The organism is Telluribacter roseus (assembly GCF_017355915.2).
Lineage (GTDB): Bacteria > Bacteroidota > Bacteroidia > Cytophagales > Spirosomataceae > Telluribacter.
The window spans coordinates 1-19,731 of sequence record NZ_JAFEUV020000006.1; the positions used below are offsets into that span (position 1 = coordinate 1).

Consider the following 19,731-nt stretch of genomic DNA (forward strand, 5'->3'; position numbering starts at 1 on the left):
GGTGGACCCACCGCTGGTGCACCGGTTGTCACGCCAGTGGCATGGCCGGGTAGCTATGTGGGGAACAGATAAGCGCTGAAAGCATCTAAGTGCGAAACTGGCCCGAAGATGAGTCTTCCCTAGAAGGGTCGTTGTAGACGACAACGTTGATAGGCCACAGGTGTACGCGCTGAAAGGCGTTTAGCTGAGTGGTACTAATCACCCAAGAGCTTGCTTAACAGTATTTTCTTAGCTGCTTTTTCTTTTCTTTTTTCTTCTAACCTTGTCAAAGACAAAGATGCGGGTACAGTGGTCTTAGCTCTAAACAGCTACCACGGTAGTACCTGACACTCCCCAGGCCTGATGGTGGCTATGGGGCGGGTGATCACCTCTTCCCATCCCGAACAGAGAAGTTAAGCCCCGCACCGCCGATGATACTGGGTCTTCGCCCGGTAAAGTAGGTAGCCGCCACACCCTATCAAGCACAAGGAGTCGCAGCACACGCTGTGGCTCCTTTGCTGTTTATACCTACCACTGCACTTCGTTAACAGCAATAGAGGGCTCTTCCCACAAGGGAGGAGCCTTTTTTTATATCTACTTCCAGTCATCAAACAACCTATTACTGCCTTTTGGAATTAGCTTACCTGACCAATAGGTTGGTAAGTATTTACTAATTTTCCACACTTGTTTAATACGCATTTAACAAAACTTCTAAACAGGTCGTTGTCCAATTTGTAGATACTGTTCTATGCTTTGTAGAAAACTACGATAGTCATACCTATTAAATACTTCTGACCTATGCTGGATCTTTCACCAAAAACAAACTGCGATACCTTTACAAGTATCCGAACCACAACTCCTTTGCTACTAGGAATGGAGTTTTTTACCAAGCCTGTCAAAAAGAATGAATGGGAGGAATTGCAGGCAATGCATCAGAAAAAAGGCTGGATATATGACTTACGCCAGGCCAGACCTTATCTGGCTGGTCGTAAAAAGGCAGTAGTCGTGACAGACTTGTCACAGCAGATCATCTGGACCAGCCAGGGCTTTACACGCATGACCGGGTATACTTTTTGTGAAGTCTTCAAAAAAAGACCTTCTTTTCTGCAAGGAGAAATGACCCAGCCTGAGATCAGAGGCAAGATCAGAGAGTGTCTGGCTGAACGGGAACAATTCAAAGGAAGTATCATTAACTACCGTAAGTCGGGGCAGTTTTATACCTGTGATGTACACATTATTCCTGTTTTCAACGCTAAACAGGAACTGATGAACTTCATAGCTCTCGAGCAAGAGAAGTAGGTAAGGTACCAGAAGAATTCGGACTACAAACTGCATAATAACCTATGACAAGTAATCATGCGATTATACATGAGCCTGATAAGCTGCAATTCGTAATTCATACCGAATACGGAGAGGCAGTTCAGATGTATGAATGGGAAAATGGTGATATGGCTATCAATCATACGGAAGTACCCGTGGAGCTGGAAGGTAAAGGATACGGAACAGCTCTGGCAAGATATACCCTTGAATATGCAGAGAAGGAGGGCATAAAGATCAAGCCTTACTGCCTGTTTATGGAGGAATACATCCATGCTCACGCCCAGCAGTACAAGCACCTCATTGCGGATGATTTTGATCCGGATGCTATGATCAATGAGCAGTCGGAAGAGCCTTGATTACAGGATCTTTTTGATTAGCTCTTTTCCTTCCACTTCTCTGACTTCGCCAGGCTGCATAGTACCGAGTACCGTGTTGCCTATGGCCCAGCGTACGAGTCGGAGCGTGGGAAAGCCTACGGCCGCCGTCATACGCCGCACCTGTCGGTTTTTTCCTTCATAGAGTGATAGGGATACCCAGGAGGTTGGGATATTCTGCCGGAAGCGAATCGGAGGATTTCGCTCTGGTAATTGTGGTTCATCAATAGCTACGGCACGCGCGGGAAGCGTTTCGTAGCTTTTTCCATTTATGGATATTGTCACTCCCTTTGATAAATTTTCACAAGCCTCTTCCGTGATAACACCTTCTACCTGTACGTAATAGGTACGGTAGTGTTTGTTGCGGGGTTCGAGTAGTTTGGTCTTTAGCCAATTATCATTGGTAAGTAATAATAATCCTTCACTATCCGCATCCAGACGTCCTACGGGATATACATCCTTAGGAAATGTAAAGTCCAGATCAGCCAGAGTAGGTTTGTCGCCCTCCCGGCTGAATTGGGAAAGCATTCCATAAGGCTTGTATATCAGAAAGTAACGGAGCAAAATATCAGAATAAGAATATATATCAAACTACTAAGTACTACCAGTACTAACCAGCACTGCCAGGCAATGTTTCGGTGCTTCTACTGAGCTATTTCCAGCCATACAGGGCAATGATCGGAATGGACAGCCTCACAGATCTGGCGGCAGTTGACCAACCGGTCACGGAGCGTATCCGTTACAGACTGGTAGTCGATACGCCAGCCTTTGTTATTGGTCCGGGCACCCGCCCGGTAGCTCCACCAGCTGTATTCGGTGAGTTCAGGATTTAGGTGCCGGAAGGCATCCGTAAAGCCGCTGCTAAACCACTTGGTCATCCATTCGCGTTCTTCGGGTAGAAATCCGGTAGTGTTCTTGTTGCGAATGGGGTCATGTATGTCATTGGGCGTATGGGCAATGTTATAATCTCCGCAGATGATCAGGTTCGGACGCGTCTGACGTAGCGTATGAGCATATTCAAAAAAGTCGTCCAGGAAGCGCATTTTCAGGTCCTGACGCACCTCGCCGCTAGTACCCGAAGGGAAGTAGCAGTTAAGGATGGTAACATCTCCGAAATCAGCCCGTATCACACGTCCTTCGCAGTCATATAGTGAGAGTCCACAACCATCTACCATCAGGTCAGGCGTAGTCCGGGAGAGTATGGCTACTCCGCTGTATCCTTTTTTCTCGGCTGCATGCCAGCCCCTGACCTGATAACCCAAAGCCTCAAAGCCCGATAGGTCTACCTGATCCTGGGTAGCTTTTACTTCCTGAAAACAAAGTACATCGTATGATTTATCGCTGAGCCAGTCGATCAGGCCATTCTTGATAGCCGCCCGAATGCCATTCACATTATAGGAGAGGATCTGCATGGATAATAGCTGTTAGTTAGTAGCTTTTGGTTATTAGTAGTTAGGTGTTAACTTGTTGAGCCTATCCTTATCCCGTGTCTCCACTGGCCCCGACCACGTTTGGGTAACTTCTCGTTGGATAGGAAAAAAGCAACCGAAGTACTGCTTTCAAATCAGGTTGCAAAGCTAATGTCTATGTACCTAAACCCTAACACCTATAACAAAAAACCTCCCGAACCGTAGAAGTTCCGGGAGGTCTTGAAAAGATATTATAAAACCCATCAGGCTACTACTACTTCGCCTTCCTGAACAGGTGCTTTGGTCTTGTTATCCTTGAAGAACAGAATGAACAGAAGCAGTACTACTACCGCAATGGCAGCAGGTACCATCCAGATCGCGGTCCAATTTTTCAGGCCATCCTGGGTATAGTAGTCGGCAGTAATACCCGAAAGCCATGAACCAATACCCATACCGATGCCGTAGGTAGCCAGAGTAATAAGTCCCTGAGCGGATGATTTAATCTTGGCACCGGCTTTGTTGTCTGTATAGATCTGTCCGGTCACAAAGAAGAAATCGTAGCATACACCGTGTAGAATGATGGCCATGTAGAACATCCACTCTCCTGAACCAGCATCGCCGTAGCCAAAGAAAATGAAGCGCAGAATCCAGGCAATCAGACCAACTACCAGCATCCACTTCACGCCTAAGCGGGTAAAAGCTACCGGAATCAGAAGCATGAAGAAGAACTCCGAGGCCTGTCCCAGCGACATTTTATTCTCTACGTTAGCCATCCCCGAGTCAGTCAGGGATGGGTTAGCCATGGCGTAGTAGAAGGAAAGGGGGATACAGATCAGGACCGACGAGATAAAGAATACGGCAAAAGAACGATCCTTGAACAGCTTGAACGCGTCCAGACCGGCCACCTCGGAAAACGAAGTACCCTCCGATGGCTTGGGAGGTGTGTTGGGCAGGAAGAACGAAAAGATACCCAGGATAAGCGCTGAGTACATCGAAAGCTGGAAGATCGCCACCTTATCACCTATTGCATAGTACCCTACGATGTTGGTAACCACGATCCAGGCTACAGTACCCATAACCCGGATGGGAGGGAACTCCGTCTCCGAATTCTTCATCTGCTGCATCGCAATGGAGCTCGTCAGGGCCAGGGTAGGGGCAAAGGTAAGGCAGTAGGTCAGGATCATCCAGAAGAAAGTATCAGCATCCTGAGTCTGGATCAGGAAGAAGAGTACCGCAGCCCCGGCCAGGTTGAGTACGCCCAGTACTTTCTGAGCGGCAAAATAGCGATCCGCGATCATCCCCACGAAAAAAGGAGCCACAATCATGGCCAGCGAGAAGGCAGCGTAGGCATTACCTACCTGTCCGCCCGATGCACCAAGCTGTGTAAACATGTACTTACTCATTTGGCCATACCAAGCTCCCCAGACAAAGAACTGGAGAAACATCATGACCATCAATTGAATGCGAACGCTGGTCTTCATATAGTGAAAAGAAAAGAAGGGGTTTTAGTTATATGTTAACGTTAAATGTACAATATAAGATATTAATGTAAAAATTTTAAAAAGTCCGTAGATCTGACTCCAACCTCTAAATTGCATGATCTGCGGGTAAATCTACGCCACTCCATACCTTGCGCGAAGTCCAGTCAGCCGCCGGAGCCGCCCAGAAATCGTGCGACTGAGGTAAGCCAAGCGGGAGCAATGCCTCGGCGCACAGGTACAGGCTACCGGTAGAAATATACCGCTCTCCCAGGGCCGGTTGATGCCCATACAGTCCGATCTGTAGCCAGCCTTTGGCGTCGAAGGTATCGGGGCGCTCCATTGTTTTGCGAATAACGGCCGTAAGAGCGGAACGAACCTGAGCGGGGGATACGCCTTCGGGAAGCTGCCCGACCAGGGCCATATTAGCCAGGTGCTGAAAAGCGCCCGCACGGTAGGCTATGGAGCGGCCGATGATCGGGAAGGTACCATCAGGAGCGATCAGGCGTTCCTGAATGGCCGCGTAGCGTACTGCCCTCTTCGTCACATTCTCATATATACTCTGATAGGTTTTGTCGGCCGGGGCTATGATCGTTAGTATATCAAAGAGGAAAGGCTGAATGACGTAGCTATTGTAGTAGTCCCAGTGGAAGTTGGGGCCGTCGCCGTACATACTATCGCCCATGTACCACTGCTCGTGCTGTCGGATGGCGTAGTCGAGCCGCATCTTGTCGTATTCGTAGCCGTACCTGGCAAAGAAGGCCTCTATCATGCCACTAAACAGGAGCCAGTTACTGAACCCGGGACGTATCACACGGCTGCTCTGGAAAGCCTTCACCACATTCGATTTTACCTCATCGGACAGGCTGTTCCATAGGGCCGGAGCCCGGACCAGGCTGTGTGCGAGGAAAGCGGCATCTACCAGGGGCTGTCCACCCTTATTGAAGTTCAGGAAGTCTTTGGCCGCAGGATTGGTAGCGTTGGCAAGCGCCTGCTGGGCCAGCCTGAAGTAGGTAGTATGTAATTTTTTTTCTTCGGTATCCGATATAGTACTGAGGTTGAGCCAGGGACCAATACCCGCCATCAACCTTCCAAATGCTTCGAGGTGCGTATACTGGGGGCGGTCGTTAGTTTTGCCTTCAACGGGCATAGTGGCCTTGAGGGTATCATTAGCCAGATTACCCAGTACGGGCTTAGCCAGCTTGTCCAGGTGAGCCAGCCAGAAGGTACGGTCAGAAGGTGGGGGTGTGGATGCAAAAGCCCGCAGATTACCAGTACCCAGTATACTGGAGGTACCGAGAGTTTTGAGGAAGAGGCGTCGGAGCATAGGAATATCAGTAGTAGGACAAATATGGTCCGTGCAGGCCATATTTGCAAGTAAACGTATGGTTACTATGGTTGTGGCTACTATTTATTTTTGAGTAGTTATAGAAGTAAAGACGATTCTGATACTATTTTAACAGAAGCTGATATAAAATTTTATGCGGGCAGTAGCTACCCCCGATTCACGTTATTTTTGAGGAAGTAAAAAGTGAATCTAAATCTTCTAATGAAAAAGAATGTAATAGTAGCGGTAGCAGTGGCCCTGCTTTCGCTGGGGGCTGTACAGGCACAAAAGGGGAAGCCTATCGATAAGAAGGCTACTCCTGAAACCAAAGCTCTGTTCAAGAATCTTGATAAACTTTCTAAAAACCATACGCTCTTTGGGCATCAGCACGCGACCGAGTACGGTCATGGCTGGGCTGGTGAGGAGGATCGTTCGGATGTGAAGTCGGTGACAGGTTCGCATCCGGCTGTGATAGGGGTTGATTTCAGCGGGTTTTCAGGGCGCTCGCCGGAGGCTATCCGTAAAGCCAAAGAGGACCTTCGTAAGAATGTCGTAGATACCTACAACCGGGGTGGGGTTACTACCGTAGCCTGGCACTTTTCCAATCCGGTATCGCCGGGCGGATTCTACTGGAAAGATTCGGTGTCGCTACCGGCGGTTAAGTACATCATTCCCGGCGGAGAGGCGCATGAGCAGTACAAAGAGATCCTGAGAGGGATTGGAGATTGGGCGCATAGCATACGAGGAGCCGATGGCAAGCTGGTGCCCGTTATCTTCCGTCCTTTTCATGAGTTTGACGGCGGCTGGTTCTGGTGGGGTAAGCCCCATACGTCGCGCGAAGAGTATATCTCCCTGTGGCGCTTTACGGTATCCTACCTGCGCGACAGCCTGGGCGTGCATAACTTCATCTATGCCTTTTCACCGGACAACCGGTTCAACACCGAAGAAGAGTTTCTGGAGAGGTACCCCGGTGATGAGTGGGTGGATATGGTAGGTATGGATAACTACGGCGATATGGGACGTGACCGGTACGATCTGGCTACAGCTTCACGCAAGCTGAAGATTGTATCCGACTATGCGCAGAAAGCCGGTAAACTGGCCGCCTTCACCGAAACCGGTCTGGAGTCGATACCGGATACCACCTGGTGGAACAATACCCTGCTGAAGGTGATGAGGACCGACAATATGAAGCTAGCCTACGTACTGGTGTGGCGGAATGATGTCCGTAGCCCCACGCACTACTACGCCCCCTATCCGGGACATACCAGTGTACCGGATTTTATCAAGTTTTACAACGATCCGTACACGCTATTCGAAAAAGACCTGAAAGAAATATACCGGAGAAAGAAGTTCCTTGGTATATTCTAGAAGCAGTAGCGGCTGTACCACTACTTACTAGGTACAACAAGAGCGGAGGACCACGTCCTCCGCTCTTGTTGTTTAGGGCTAAGTTTACTACTAAGCCGGCAGTACGACTTTAAAGGTGGCGCCTTCGCCCTCGCGGCTTTCGGCCCAGATTTTTCCACCGTGCTTGAGAGCTACTTTCCTTACCAGCGCTAGTCCAATACCGGTACCTGCATAGGCATCCTTACTGTGCAGTCGCTGGAACATAAGGAATATCTTGTCCTGGTACTGTTGGTCAAAGCCTATCCCATTGTCCCGGATGGCGATCTTGTAGTACTCCCTGTGGCTATCCAGTTCAGGATGATTATGTACCTCAGCGGGCATAAACCTTTGGTAGGTTATTGAAATTTCAGGAGCTACGTCAGGCTTTGAGAATTTAAGAGCATTGCTCACCAGGTTATAAAACAACTGGTGCATCTGCCGCGGTACAGCCCGAATAGTAGGAAGCGTAGCTACCTGAATCGTCGCCTGTTTTTCTGCAATAACCGGTTCCAGATCTGTTTTGACGGCCTCTATCACTTCATTGAGGTCTACCTGCTCGGGTTGCTCTTCCTGATTGAGGCTGGCAAAGTCCAGAACATCTTTAAGCGCCGCAATCATACGCTCGGAGGCTACCGCTATGCGGTCCAACCGTTTCTGCGAATCTGCTGATAGTGTATTACTGCTATCAGCTTTGATCATGTCCGTAAAGAGCTGGATCTTGCGGATGGGCTCCTTAAGATCGTGGTGCGATATGTACGTAAACTGCTCCTGCTCCGCGTTGATACGTCGTAGGGTATTGTTGGCTTCCAGTAGCTCGCGGGTACGTTCTTCCACCCGGCTTTCCAGTACTTCGGCTACCATTTTCTGGTCCTGAATGTCCGTAGTGGTTCCGTACCATTTGATGATGTTGTCCTGAGAGTCTTTCATTGGAATACCCCGGGCCAAAAACCATCGGTATGTACCATCATGTCTCTTCAGGCGGTATTCTACTTCATAGATGCCTCCGGTGGCGCGGGCCTGTTGCCACGCCCGCAGCGTACTAGTATAATCTTCCGGATGGAGCAGTTGGGTCCAGCCGCTGGCTTTTAATTCGTCATACGTCAGACCGCTGTACTCATACCATACTTTGTTGAAGAAGTTGGCAGTACCGTCGGGATCAGTGGCCCATGCCAGTTGTGGAATGGTATTGGTCACAAACTGAAGCTCCTGATACAGGCTATTCAGCTCCTTATTCTTATCGGTTATTTCCTGTTCGGCCTGTTTCTTTTCAGTAACGTCGATCAGGATGCCCGTAAATCCAATCGGGGACTGGTGACAATCATACATAACTTTACCCCGCGCAATAGCCCACCGTTGCTGACCCTCGCTGTTGACTACCCGGTATTCAGCTTCGTATTCTTCACCCGTTTCAATAGCGCGTTGGATGCGCGCCGTTACATAGTCACGGTCCTCCTCAAAAATGGATTTAATAAAGATTTCAAGGGGAAGACCCTTGATGGCCTCCTGAGCATCCACTCCGAACAAGCTGGCTAGCTCAGCACTGCCGGAGAGGCAGTTCTCCACCATATCCCAGTGCCAGGTGGTGACTTTACCGGCTGCCAGAGCAGCATGAAGCTGAATCTGAGTCTTGTATAATTCGTCCTGCACCTTGGCCTGCTGGATGGAAGCCAGCCGTAGCTCTATTTCGTGCATGACCGTTTTGGAAAACCTGACCAGGCGTTCCTTTTCCCTTTCTGTAAAAGTTCTTTCTTTTTTATCGACGATACAGACAGTACCTATGTTGAACCCATCGGGAGTGATAAGAGGAGCTCCTGCGTAAAAACGAAGCCCAAAATCGCCGTGTACGAGCGGATTAGCCAGCAGGCAGGGGTCTGCAAGGGTATTGGATATAACAGTAGGCTCCTGGGATAGAACAGCCAGCGAACAGAGGCTTTGCCCCCGGTCTACGTTTTTGATGCCTGGCATACCTACATTCCCTTTAAAATGTACACGCTCCTTATCTACCAGAGAGATCAAAGCAATGGGAACATCAAATACGTCGGCAATGATATGGGCTAAATTAGTGAATGATTTCTCAGGAGGAGAGTCCAGTAGTTGATACCTGTATAAAGCTTCCAGCCGCTGTGCATCATTCTCCGGAATGATGTCTATCCCAAATGTATTGATCATGCTTTAGAGAGGTTGTCTCCTTAATGTAGAATATGACTATTTTAAGGAAACGTTCTTGGATAACTTTAAGTTTAAAATCCTCAAAATGATAGTGTAGAGGCATCAGGTCTTAAACAAAAGCTTACTGAAGGCAAGAGGGCAGGGTATAATCAGGTAAAGAGGGAGAGCCTCAACAGCTCTCCCTCTTTACCATTTCTCTGTTTGGCAGAAAGCAGCTATTCCGCAGGGAGTATGATCCTGAAAGTGGCGCCGTCGCCGGGCTGGCTTTCGGCCCAGATCTTCCCTCCGTGCTTCACGACTACCTTCTTAGCCAGTGCCAGACCGATACCGGTACCTGCGTAAGCATCCTTACTATGCAGCCGCTGGAATATGACGAATATCTTTTCGGCGTAATTCTGGGCAAATCCAATGCCGTTGTCCTTTACCCTCAGCTCGTAGTAGTCCTTGCGGCGATCCAGGTCCGGGTGCTGGGCCACCTGCTCCGGGGCTACCCGCTGGCAGCTAATGGTAATAGCGGGCGGTACGCCCGGCTTGGAGAACTTGATAGCATTGCCCAGCAGGTTATAAAACAGCTGGTGCAACTGCCATTGTACGGCTACTATCGTTGGGAGAGGAGCTATGGCAATGGAAGCGTTCTTTTCGGTGATCAGTAGCTCGAGGTCGGACTGTACCGCTACCAGCACCGCATTCAGATCTACCTGCTTAGGCTGCTCCTCCTGATTGAGGCTGGCAAAGTTCAGCACGTCCGTCAGGGCGGCATTCATCCGGTGGGCCGAGTCACTCACCCGGTCCAGTCGCTTACGTGAGGCCTCCGAGAGCTTATCGTAGCTATCAGCCTTAATCATTTCGGTAAAGATCTGGATCTTGCGGATAGGCTCCTTCAGGTCATGATGCGATACGTACGTAAACTGCTCCAGCTCCCGGGTTTTGTTTTCCAGTTCCAGGGTTCGCTCTCTTACTTTTTCTTCCAGAAGGGCCTCGGCCTGTTTCTGAGCATCAATGTCGGTATTGGTACCAATCCACTGAGTCACGTTTCCATCCTGATCTTTTACGGGCACCGCACGGGTCAGAAACCATCGGTAGGTACCATCTTTGCCACGAAGCGGGAAGGTAAGCTCAAAGGACTCCCCCCTGGGCCAGGCTTCTTTTGCAAAGGCTACTACCCGTTCGACATGGTCGGGGTGGTGTACCTTTGCCCAGCCCCAGCCCTGCATTTCTTCCAGGGTAGTACCTGTGTAGTCATACCACCGGTCGTTGTACCAATGGATCCAGCCATGGGCATCGGCCATCCAGGCCAGCTGGAATATGGAGTTCGCCAGCGTCCGGAACTGCTCTTCACGCTGGGCCAGAGTAGCTTCAAATTGTTTACGATCTGTGATGTCCAGCATGGCTCCTACCATCTGAGTGGCGCGCCCTTCCCCATTACGAAGGATGATGCCCCGATCATGTACGTAGGCGATGGTACCATCAGCCCGGACAAAGCGGTACTCTTCCTGCCAGGCAAGTACCGTAGGGTCCGCAAAGGCTTTTTGAAAACTATCTGTTACTCTCTGCTTATCGTCCTCATGAATGTGGCTGCTCCAGGCCCTCTCTATGGACAGGATGGAGTTGTCGTAGCCAAACAGCTGGGTATAGGCATCGTTAAAATAGATCTTGTCTTCGGGTATGTTCCAGTCCCAGATAGCGTCGCTGGTCGCTTTAGTGACCAGCTCATAGCGTTTGGTGCTTTCCCGTAGGGCTTTTTCCTTTTTATAGCTTTCCAGAATCACCTGTAAGATATTACTGGTCCGCTTGATGGTATTCTCCTCCAGTGAGGTAGGCGATTTGGGTTCGTGGTAGTAGCAGGCAAAGGTAGCGATCACGGCTCCATGAGCGTCCAGTATAGGGTGTGACCAGCATGCTCTCAGATTGTGCTCCGCAGCCAGGTCCTGATAGCCATTCCAACGTACATCGTTTTGTATATCCGTAACAATGACTTTTTCTTTGAGATAAGCGGCTGTACCGCATGAGCCTGCGTATTCTCCTATTTCGGCCCCCTCAATGGAGTTGAGGTAAGCCGAAGACAGGTTAGGCGAAGCCAGATTGTAAATCCTGTTATTTTTTACTTCCAGAATGGAACAAAGCATTCCGGGATGTAATGTTTCGATCTGCAGTAAGTAGTATTCGACTATTTTATGAAGATTTGTTTTCTTCACTACGTTCATCTGCAGTATCTCTCTCTCCAGCTTTTCAAGAGCCAGATAGTAGTGGTTCTCCGAAACATCCCGCATAGCCCCGATCATGCGGATGGCTTGCCCCTGAGAATCTTTAAGAATAATTCCCCTATCCCGGATGTAGGCATAATCGCCGCTCTTTCGTCGTATGCGATATTCCTGCTCCCAGATGACCTCCTGTGTATCCTGGCTTTCACGTATTTGCTGAATGCTATCGGCTACCCGCTGTACATCATCGGGATGAATAAAGGACAGCCAATAACCCATATTTAAAGATAATTCGGCAAGCTCAAAACCGAGCATACTCGTGAAGCCCGGGCCCCGGTACATCTCTCCGGTAGTTATGTTCCAGTCCCAGATCGAGTCCTGAGTAGCTTTGGAAACCAGTTCAAAGCGTTCGTTGCTTTGCCGGAGTTCCTTTTCTCTTTCTTCCTTTTGCCTGATATAATCTACCTGAGCAGACACATCCTGAATAACCCCGACGATCTGGTAAGGCTGCTGTTGCTCATTGAACATGGTTTCCCCCACGGAGTGGAGGTACCTGATGGCTCCGGTCTGTGGGTCAGCAACCTTATACGTCAGATCGTGCCGGCTGTATTCCTGTGATTGGGTAGTTTGCCGGATGCTATTCTTGACTCGCTGCTGATCATCGGGATGGATAGTGCCAAAGATAGCCTCCATATCCATCCCCTGAGTGGTCAGCCCTAGCCATTCCATCACCCGGTCGGAATAGGTGGCCGTATTGGTTCGCAAATCAACATGGTAGGTACCTAGCTCGGCTATTTCAATGGCAAGCCGCATCTCTTCTTCACTTTCCTTTATTTTTTGCCGCGCCAGCACCTGCTCCGTTACATCGTGCCCCAGCGCGAACACCCCGGTCGCTATGGTATCCGCTGATGATTCGTAGTAAGGCTTATAGACGAAGTCCAGGTAACGGATCTCCCGCTTGCCGTTGCGTACCAGGTCAATGGGATATTCATTGGCATAGAAGGCTTCGCCCGTAGTACGTACCTGGTCCAGAAGGTATCTGAATCCCTGTTCCTCCAGCTCCGGAATGGCCTGCATCAGGGGCTTGCCTACTACCTCGGCGGTTCGGTTCCATACGGTAAGTAGCTCTTCATTGGCCAGTTCTATTACATAGTTGTCACCCTTTACGATGCCAATGATCACCGGCGTCTGCATGAAAAGGTTATAAGCCTTTTCGATGCCTTTGATTTTAGCCTCCCGTTGTTTGGCCTTGACCTGATCTGTAATATCAACGGAGGTCTGAATTACATAGACCACTTCTCCCTCCTGATTCAGGACCGGCCTATGCTCTGACCGCCAGTAGCGCTCCGTGAAGGTACCATCGTCATTGGGCAGGTCGTACCGCTGAGCCGCTAGCTGATGGGGTACTTTATGGCTGATCACATAGTCAAGAGAAGCACGAATGTTTTTCTCCCCCGTGAAGTCAGGATCAGCCGGACTCTCGGGGAAGGGTTCAAAATGGCCCTTTCCGATCAGGTCCTCCCGCTTCTTGCCCGTTGTACGCAGAAAATCATCGGTTACAGCAAGAATAGTGTACCTGGGAGGGTTGGCCATGAGCAGGCAACTATTACCAGGCATAACCTCAAAAGCGGCTCTGAAATTGACAGAAGGCTCAATGACTGAATCAGAATTCTCGAAATTCATAAAGGGAAAATCAGCATAACATAACGATCACAGGCTATACCTCCACAATAGATATGTGCCTGATAAGGTGATTGTTGAAACAAAGGTAAAAAAATGAAAGGTTGTACCTTATCATGGTCTATATTCTGCTGTATCATCAGCCGAATATCCTCATGCCAAGTAGATTAACGTACTAGTACCGAAGTTGTTATTCGTTGGCCGGTAATAGTACTTTGAATACCGCCCCTTCACCTTCCCGGCTTTCGGCCCAGATTTTCCCTCCGTGCCTAAGGGCTACTTTCTTGGCCAGCGCCAGTCCTATACCGGTACCTGCGTAGGCATCTTTGCTGTGCAGTCGCTGGAACATGAGGAATATCTTATTCTCGTAATCCTGATCGAAGCCTATGCCATTGTCAGAGACGGCTATTTCGTAGTAGTCTTTGCTGTTGTCCAGGTCCGGCTGCTCCCATACCTGCGAAGGATGCGCCTTCTGACTGGTAATGGTTATCATGGGTTGAGCATCCGGCTTGGAGAACTTAAGAGCATTGTTCAGCAGGTTATAGAATAGCTGGTGCATCTGCCGGGGTACGGCGCGGATGGTCGGAAGCACAGCCACCGAAATGGACGCCTGCTTCTCACTGATGACTACTTCCAGGTCTGTCTGAACGGTTTCCAGTACTTCATTCAGGTCTACCTGCTCGGGTTGTTCTTCCTTGTTTAGACTGGCGTAGTTCAGTACGTCCTTAAGGGCTGCACTCATACGTTCGGCCGCTGCGGTTACCCGGTCGAGGCGCTTCTGCGAAGCTGCGGTAAGCTTATCATAGCTGTCTGACCTTACCATTTCGGTAAAGATCTGGATCTTGCGGATGGGCTCCTGCAGGTCATGGTGCGACACGTACGTAAACTGCTCCAGTTCGGCGTTGATTCGCCGCAGCGAGTTGTTGGCCTCCAGTAGCTCGCGGGTACGCTCTTCTACCCGGCTTTCCAGTAGCTCGGCCACCGTTTTCTGTTCCTGAATATCGGTAGACGTTCCGTACCATTTGATGATCTGTCCCTGCTCATCTTTGAGGGGTACTCCCCGGGTCAGAAACCAGTGGTAGGAGCCATCCCGACTGCGCAGGCGGTGCTCCACGGCATAGCTGCCACTCCCGGTGAGGGCTGTTTGCCATACCCGGGTAGTAGTCTCCCGGTCGTCCGGGTGTAAAATATCCAGCCAGCCATTACCCAGAAGTTGCTCGGTGGGCAATCCGGCGTAGTCCAGGTAGGTCTGGTTAAAAAAGTCACTTCTCCCATCGGGTAACGTATGCCATACCAGCTGTGGGATGAAGTCCAGTACAAACTGTAGTTCTTTGTTTTTTACTTCGGTCTCATGGCGGGCCAGTACCTGATCCGTCACGTCAATGGCTACCGCCATAATACCCGATATGCTGCCGTCTCCTTCGTGGAAAGGTTCGTACACAAAGTTGATGTAGAGCGTTTCTACTTTTCCGCCCCGGGGAAGATTCACCGGCCGCTCACTGGCCCGGAAGGTTTCACCTGTAGTATACACATGGATGAGCAGGTCTTCCAGCCCCTGCTCCCTGGCTTCGGGTATTCCCTCAAAGATAGGTTTATGCAGGAGTTCATCAGCCCCTCGTCCCCACAGCTCAAACATACGGTCGTTGGCAATCTCTACGGTAAAGGAGGAGCCTTTGAGTATGCACATCGCCACCGGCGACTGCAGAATCATGTTACGGAAATTTCTTTCGCTCTCTACCAGCTGCTGCTTGGCCATTACCTGCCCGGTCACATCATTGGCCATCACCAGTACTCCCGTGATGGTACCATCGGCTTCCCGGTAAGGATTGTAGCTGAAATTGACGTAGCGGGTTTCCAGGTTGCCGTTCCTGCGCTTGAATACAGCCGGAGTTTCATTGCCATAGAAAGGCTCGCCGGTACGTAGTACATTCAGTAGCAGCCCTACAAACACCTGGTCTTTCATCTCGGGCAGGATCTCCAGGAAGGGCTTGTTGATAGCATCAGAGCCCACCTGCCAGAGCTCAAGCAGGGCCTGGTTGGCTACCTCGAGTACCAGATCCTCGCCTTTAAGAATAAGTATAGGATCGGAAGCCTGCTCCACTACGTTGCGGAACTTCTGTTCCTGCCTGATGCGGTCGGTGATGTCGCGGTAGTACCACGCCCAGCCGTAGTTGACGCCGCTCTCGGCAATAATACGGGTGCCCCGGCGCTCGATCACGCGGCCATCTTTGAGGAGTACCTCATCGTAGGCTTTTTCATGATTACCCGCATATACCTGCTCAGTGTTGCTGAGGAATGTCTGCGGATCGGCTACCATAGTCAGGGCATGGCGTAGCGCCGCTTTCCGATCCTTGGTGTCAGTCACTTCCTGTGGGATGTCCCATATCTCGGCAAACCGCCGGTTGTGCAGAACCATATTGCCCTTAGGGTCCACGATAAGTACTCCGTCGGGAGTGACTTCGTTCTCGGCTTCAAAAAGCGCATTACGGAAGTCCAGGCGCTCATTGACTTCTTCAACCCGTTGCCGGGCCAGCACCTGCTCGGTCACGTCGTGCGCCATACCGATCACTCCAGTGGCTACCGTATCGGATGGATTGTCGTAGTAGGGCTGGTATACAAAGTCGAGGTAGCGGACTTCTTCTTTTCCGTCGCGGATCAGGGTCGAAGGACTCTCGTAGGCATAAAACGGCTCACCCGTCTCCCGTACCCGGTCCAGCAGGGGGATAAAGCCCTGGTGCTCCAGCTCGGGAATAGCCTCAAGCAGAGGCTTGCCTATGACTTCGGGACCCCGTCCCCACAAGAAGAGCATATCTTTATTAGCCAGCTCAATGGTATACTCAGGTCCCTTGACAATGGCTATAATGACCGGAGCCTGCATGAAAAAGTTGTAGACCCGCTCGATGTCCTTGATCTTAGCTTCCCGTTGCTCGGCCTTGATCTGCTCGGTTACGTCATCACTCGTATGAATAATATAGAGTACCTCGCCCTGGCTGTCAAGTACAGGTTTGCGGTGTACCTTCCAGTACCGCTCGTCGTAGGTACCTTCATCGTTGGGAATATCATAGCGAAGCAGAGGCAGTTGATGCGGCTTCTTATGGGTAAGTACATAGTCCAGCGAAGCACGCGCTTCTTGCTCGCCGGTAGTATCTTCCGGATTGCCCGGGAAAACTTCAAAAAGATCCCTGCCTACCAGCTCTTCTCTTGGTATACCCGTAGCGGTTACAACTCCATCGGTAACTGCCAGTATAGTAAAGTAGGGGGAGTTGGGCCGTAAAAGGGTACTAATGCCAGGCATAGCTTCGAAAGCAGCTCTGAAATCTACCGAGGTATCTATCACTGAACTATTAAATTACTAAGTGGTAAAGGGGGACTAAAATAAGTATTATCTGCTTACAAATGTTTGAGCTTTCAAATATAAATAAACCACTGACCGACTGCGTAACGGGTAACGTCAGGATACAGGTAAGTATACCTTGAAGGTGGCTCCCTCATCAAGCTCACTTTCGGCCGTTACGTACCCTTTGTGGTTCTCGACGACTTTCCGTACGATCGATAATCCTACTCCGGTTCCTTTGTATTCTACCTTGCTGTGCAGGCGCGTAAATACATTGAATATCTTATCAGCATCCTTTTGCTCAAAGCCGATACCGTTGTCCCGTACTGTTATAAAATAAAATTTCTTCTGCTGCTCGGCGGCCGGCAGGGGGAGTCCGGTTTCCTTTCCATAGAGGGTGGTGCATCGTACTACTACCTCAGGGGCTACGTCCGGCTTGCTGTACTTGAGGGCGTTGCCGATCAGGTTATGAAAGAGCTGACGTAGCTGCCGCTCATCCCCATTCATGACAGGTAGCCTTTGTATGTCCAGGACAGCGTTCTTCTCAATAACAGTAGCCTCCAGATCACTGACTACCTCCTCTACCAACTGGTTGATATCTACCTCCCCGAAGGTAGTAGTACCCAGGGTGGCATTGGAGTAGTCGAGCAGGTTATGGATCAGCGCCCGCATCCGACCTGTAGTGGCCTGAATCCGCTCGATGATCTGGGCATTGCGCTCATCCAGCGCGGAGCCCAGATTGGACTGCAGGAGGTCAAGGAAGAAGCTGATCTTGCGCAGGGGCTCCTGGAGGTCATGGGAGGCCGCGTAGGCAAACTGCTGCAGTTGCTCATTGACTACGCGTAGCTCTTCGGTCCGTTTCTGAACCAGTTGTTCCAGCTCTTCGGCACTCCGGCGCAGGGCCTGTTCCGCCTCTATTTCCAGCGTAATATCCCGTACTTCAATGACCGTTGAGACGGGTACACCATTCTCATCAAAGATAGGGCTGGCCGCGCAGGTGACCGGGAAGGAGGTACCGTCTTTCCGGAAGAACAGGTCACGGTGGGCGCGCACGTCAAAGTTTTCGGGTAAGGCCCGGTCAATGGGGCAATCTTCCATCGGGTAGAAAGAGCCATCAGGCCGGTGGTGGTGAATGAGGTAGTGCAGTGGCTTCTGCCGGATCTCCTTCTGCGTAAAGCCGAACATTTTCTCTCCTCCCACATTCATGAACGTACAGTACCCGGTCTTGTCCATCATGAACAGAGTGGCCGTCGCGTTGTCGGTCATGGTACGGAAGAGGAGGTTCTGGTAGTTAATAGCCTCCTTGTCCTGCTTTTCTTTGGTAATATCCCGCTGCACGCATACCAGCATGGTTTTGCCTCCGCTTTCGATGGAGGTAATGTGCGAGTAGGTATAAAAGTCGGTGCCGTCTTTGCGCCGGTTGTGCCATTCGCCGTTCCAGTAGCCGTGCTCCTGGATATGGGCTAGTACATAGGTTACCTTCTTTTGATTTTCTTCCGGGGTATAGGCGTTCTGGACCGTTACATGCTGGCCTACCAGTTCGCCCGGTTCGTAGCCAAACATACGGTCCTCGGCCGTATTAGTAAAAAAGATAAAGCCGTTCTCGTCGGATACCGACACCCCTTCCTCCATACTTTCCAGCACTCTGGATTGCAGCTTCAGGGAGCTCTGCAGCTCTATAAACTCGTGGATATCGGTACAGGTACCTACCCACTGTACTATGTCGTTGCCTTCCCGGATGGGTACGGCCCGGGTGATGTGCCAGCGGTACTCACCATCCCGACGGCGGTACTGGAGTTCTACCTCGTAGGGTACCCCGTGTTCGAGGCTGTACTTCCACTTGTCGAGTACTTCGGCTTCTACCCCTAGTGATAGCACATTCGTCCAGCCGCTGCCAAGGGCTTCGGGTTCGGTCTGGCCGGTGTACTCGTACCAGCGTTCGTTGAGGTAGTCTACCTCTCCGGTGGGGCGGGCGGTCCAGGCCATCTGGGGGAGTGACTCCAGAATCGTACGCCGCAGGGCCTCCTGCTTTTTTCGTTCGGTAATATCCCGGAAGTACCAGGCCCAGCCGTAGGAGGCGCCATCATCCGCTACCACGGGTACACCATTACGCTCTATGACCCGGCCATCCCTGAACAGGATCTCATCGTAGCTTTTTGCTTCGTTGCTATTGTACAGGTGGTTGATCCTGGTCATGAAAGCCTGCGGATCGTCCAGTTTGGCCATGGCATACTCTACGGCCGCAAAGTCGTCCTGATGGTCCAGAACAGACTGGGGGATATCCCATATTTCAGCAAAGCGCCGGTTGTGGAGGAGTATCTTGCCGCGGGTATCGACAATCAGTACTCCGTCGGGGGTAGCTTCGCTCTGGGCTTCCAGTACGGCCGCCCGGAAGCGGAGCTGGTAGTACGTTTCGTCGCGGTACTTGCGGGCAAGTACGAGCTCTGTTACATCAGTACCCGTACCGATAAATCCTTCTATTACTCCTTTTTCGTTGCGTAGCGGATCGTAGGAGAAGTTGATGTAGAGGGTTTCCTTCACACCGTTGCGTATAAGCTCGACGGGCTGCTCTTTGGCCTTATAAGACTCTCCCTCACAAACGACCCGGTATAGTATCTGATCAAAGCCCTGGCTCAGTAGTTCGGGGAAAACCTCGAATGCGGGTTTGTGCATGACCTCCTGCCTTGTTTTACCCCATAGCTCCAGCGCCAGGTCATTGGCTAATTCAATGGTGTATTCATTGCCGCGAAATACCCCCACGGCTATCGGGAGTTGCATGAGAAGAGTGAGGGCCTGTTGATCCATTTAATTATTTAAGTAGTAATAGAGGCAACCGTTACATGGGTACTGCTGATGACAAAGCCATTGTAAGGGAAGCAGTCGGGTTGAATATAAAAGTATACCGGATAACAGAGCAAACTATCAACCGGGGCGATATGTTATGGTTGACCCGAAAAATAAGGTGCCGGTGCCCGAAGTACTATCTACTACTAAATCCACTAACTTCGGGCTGTCTATGTACACAAGTATCTTTATCATCAGTCCTGCTTTTAAGAAGAAATACTCCCTACCAC

11 protein-coding genes and 2 rRNA genes are annotated in these 19,731 nt (G+C 50.5%); 5 read left to right on the top strand and 8 right to left on the bottom strand.

Features of this window, described 5'->3' with window-relative positions:
• From JTN23_RS12675 to JTN23_RS12690, 4 genes are all read left to right on the top strand, one after another.
• Positions 1 to 218: ribosomal RNA gene (locus JTN23_RS12675) — 23S ribosomal RNA — on the top strand; the annotation flags it as partial.
• A gap of 123 nt (positions 219 to 341) precedes the next feature.
• Positions 342 to 453: ribosomal RNA gene (gene rrf, locus JTN23_RS12680) — 5S ribosomal RNA — on the top strand.
• Positions 454 to 852: 399 nt separating this feature from the next.
• The gene (locus tag JTN23_RS12685; RefSeq protein WP_247235208.1) at positions 853 to 1,278 is read left to right on the top strand and encodes a PAS domain-containing protein; all 426 of its coding nucleotides are present in this window, start codon (positions 853 to 855) and stop codon (positions 1,276 to 1,278) included.
• A 44-nt stretch (positions 1,279 to 1,322) separates the two neighbouring features.
• A complete protein-coding gene (locus JTN23_RS12690; RefSeq protein WP_247235209.1) occupies positions 1,323 to 1,655 on the top strand; it encodes a GNAT family N-acetyltransferase in 333 nt (110 codons plus the stop codon).
• Here the strand turns inward: JTN23_RS12690 and JTN23_RS12695 are convergent, their stop codons facing one another.
• The 4 genes from JTN23_RS12695 to JTN23_RS12710 form a co-directional block, all read right to left on the bottom strand.
• Positions 1,656 to 2,237: a pseudouridine synthase gene (locus JTN23_RS12695; protein WP_262918519.1), complete on the bottom strand. Its 582-nt coding sequence runs from the start codon at positions 2,235 to 2,237 to the stop codon at positions 1,656 to 1,658.
• Positions 2,238 to 2,317: 80 nt separating this feature from the next.
• The gene (locus JTN23_RS12700; RefSeq protein ID WP_247235211.1) at positions 2,318 to 3,085 is read right to left on the bottom strand and encodes an exodeoxyribonuclease III; all 768 of its coding nucleotides are present in this window, start codon (positions 3,083 to 3,085) and stop codon (positions 2,318 to 2,320) included.
• Positions 3,086 to 3,345: 260 nt separating this feature from the next.
• Complete coding sequence (locus JTN23_RS12705; protein ID WP_247235212.1) at positions 3,346 to 4,563, bottom strand: nucleoside permease; 1,218 nt, start codon at positions 4,561 to 4,563, stop codon at positions 3,346 to 3,348.
• A gap of 106 nt (positions 4,564 to 4,669) precedes the next feature.
• Positions 4,670 to 5,887: a DUF2264 domain-containing protein gene (locus JTN23_RS12710; RefSeq protein WP_247235213.1), complete on the bottom strand. Its 1,218-nt coding sequence runs from the start codon at positions 5,885 to 5,887 to the stop codon at positions 4,670 to 4,672.
• Between the two features lie 222 nt (positions 5,888 to 6,109).
• Here JTN23_RS12710 and JTN23_RS12715 point away from each other — a divergent pair, with 222 nt between their 5' ends.
• A complete protein-coding gene (locus tag JTN23_RS12715; RefSeq protein ID WP_247235214.1) occupies positions 6,110 to 7,255 on the top strand; it encodes a glycoside hydrolase family 26 protein in 1,146 nt (381 codons plus the stop codon).
• 90 nt (positions 7,256 to 7,345) lie between these two features.
• Here the strand turns inward: JTN23_RS12715 and JTN23_RS12720 are convergent, their stop codons facing one another.
• The 4 genes from JTN23_RS12720 to JTN23_RS12735 all read right to left on the bottom strand — a co-directional run bounded on the left by JTN23_RS12720 (position 7,346) and on the right by JTN23_RS12735 (position 19,462).
• On the bottom strand, positions 7,346 to 9,442 hold the full coding sequence (locus JTN23_RS12720; RefSeq protein WP_247235215.1) for a GAF domain-containing sensor histidine kinase: 2,097 nt from the start codon (positions 9,440 to 9,442) through the stop codon (positions 7,346 to 7,348).
• Positions 9,443 to 9,657: 215 nt separating this feature from the next.
• Entirely contained in the window at positions 9,658 to 13,326 is a 3,669-nt protein-coding gene (locus JTN23_RS12725) for a PAS domain-containing protein (RefSeq protein WP_247235216.1), read from the bottom strand.
• Between the two features lie 187 nt (positions 13,327 to 13,513).
• Positions 13,514 to 16,618, bottom strand: coding sequence for a PAS domain-containing protein (locus JTN23_RS12730; RefSeq protein ID WP_247235217.1), 3,105 nt, complete (start codon positions 16,616 to 16,618; stop codon positions 13,514 to 13,516).
• A 156-nt stretch (positions 16,619 to 16,774) separates the two neighbouring features.
• Positions 16,775 to 19,462 (bottom strand): PAS domain S-box protein, encoded by a 2,688-nt coding sequence (locus JTN23_RS12735; RefSeq protein ID WP_247235218.1) that lies wholly within the window; start codon positions 19,460 to 19,462, stop codon positions 16,775 to 16,777.
• Positions 19,463 to 19,731 lie beyond the last annotated feature (269 nt).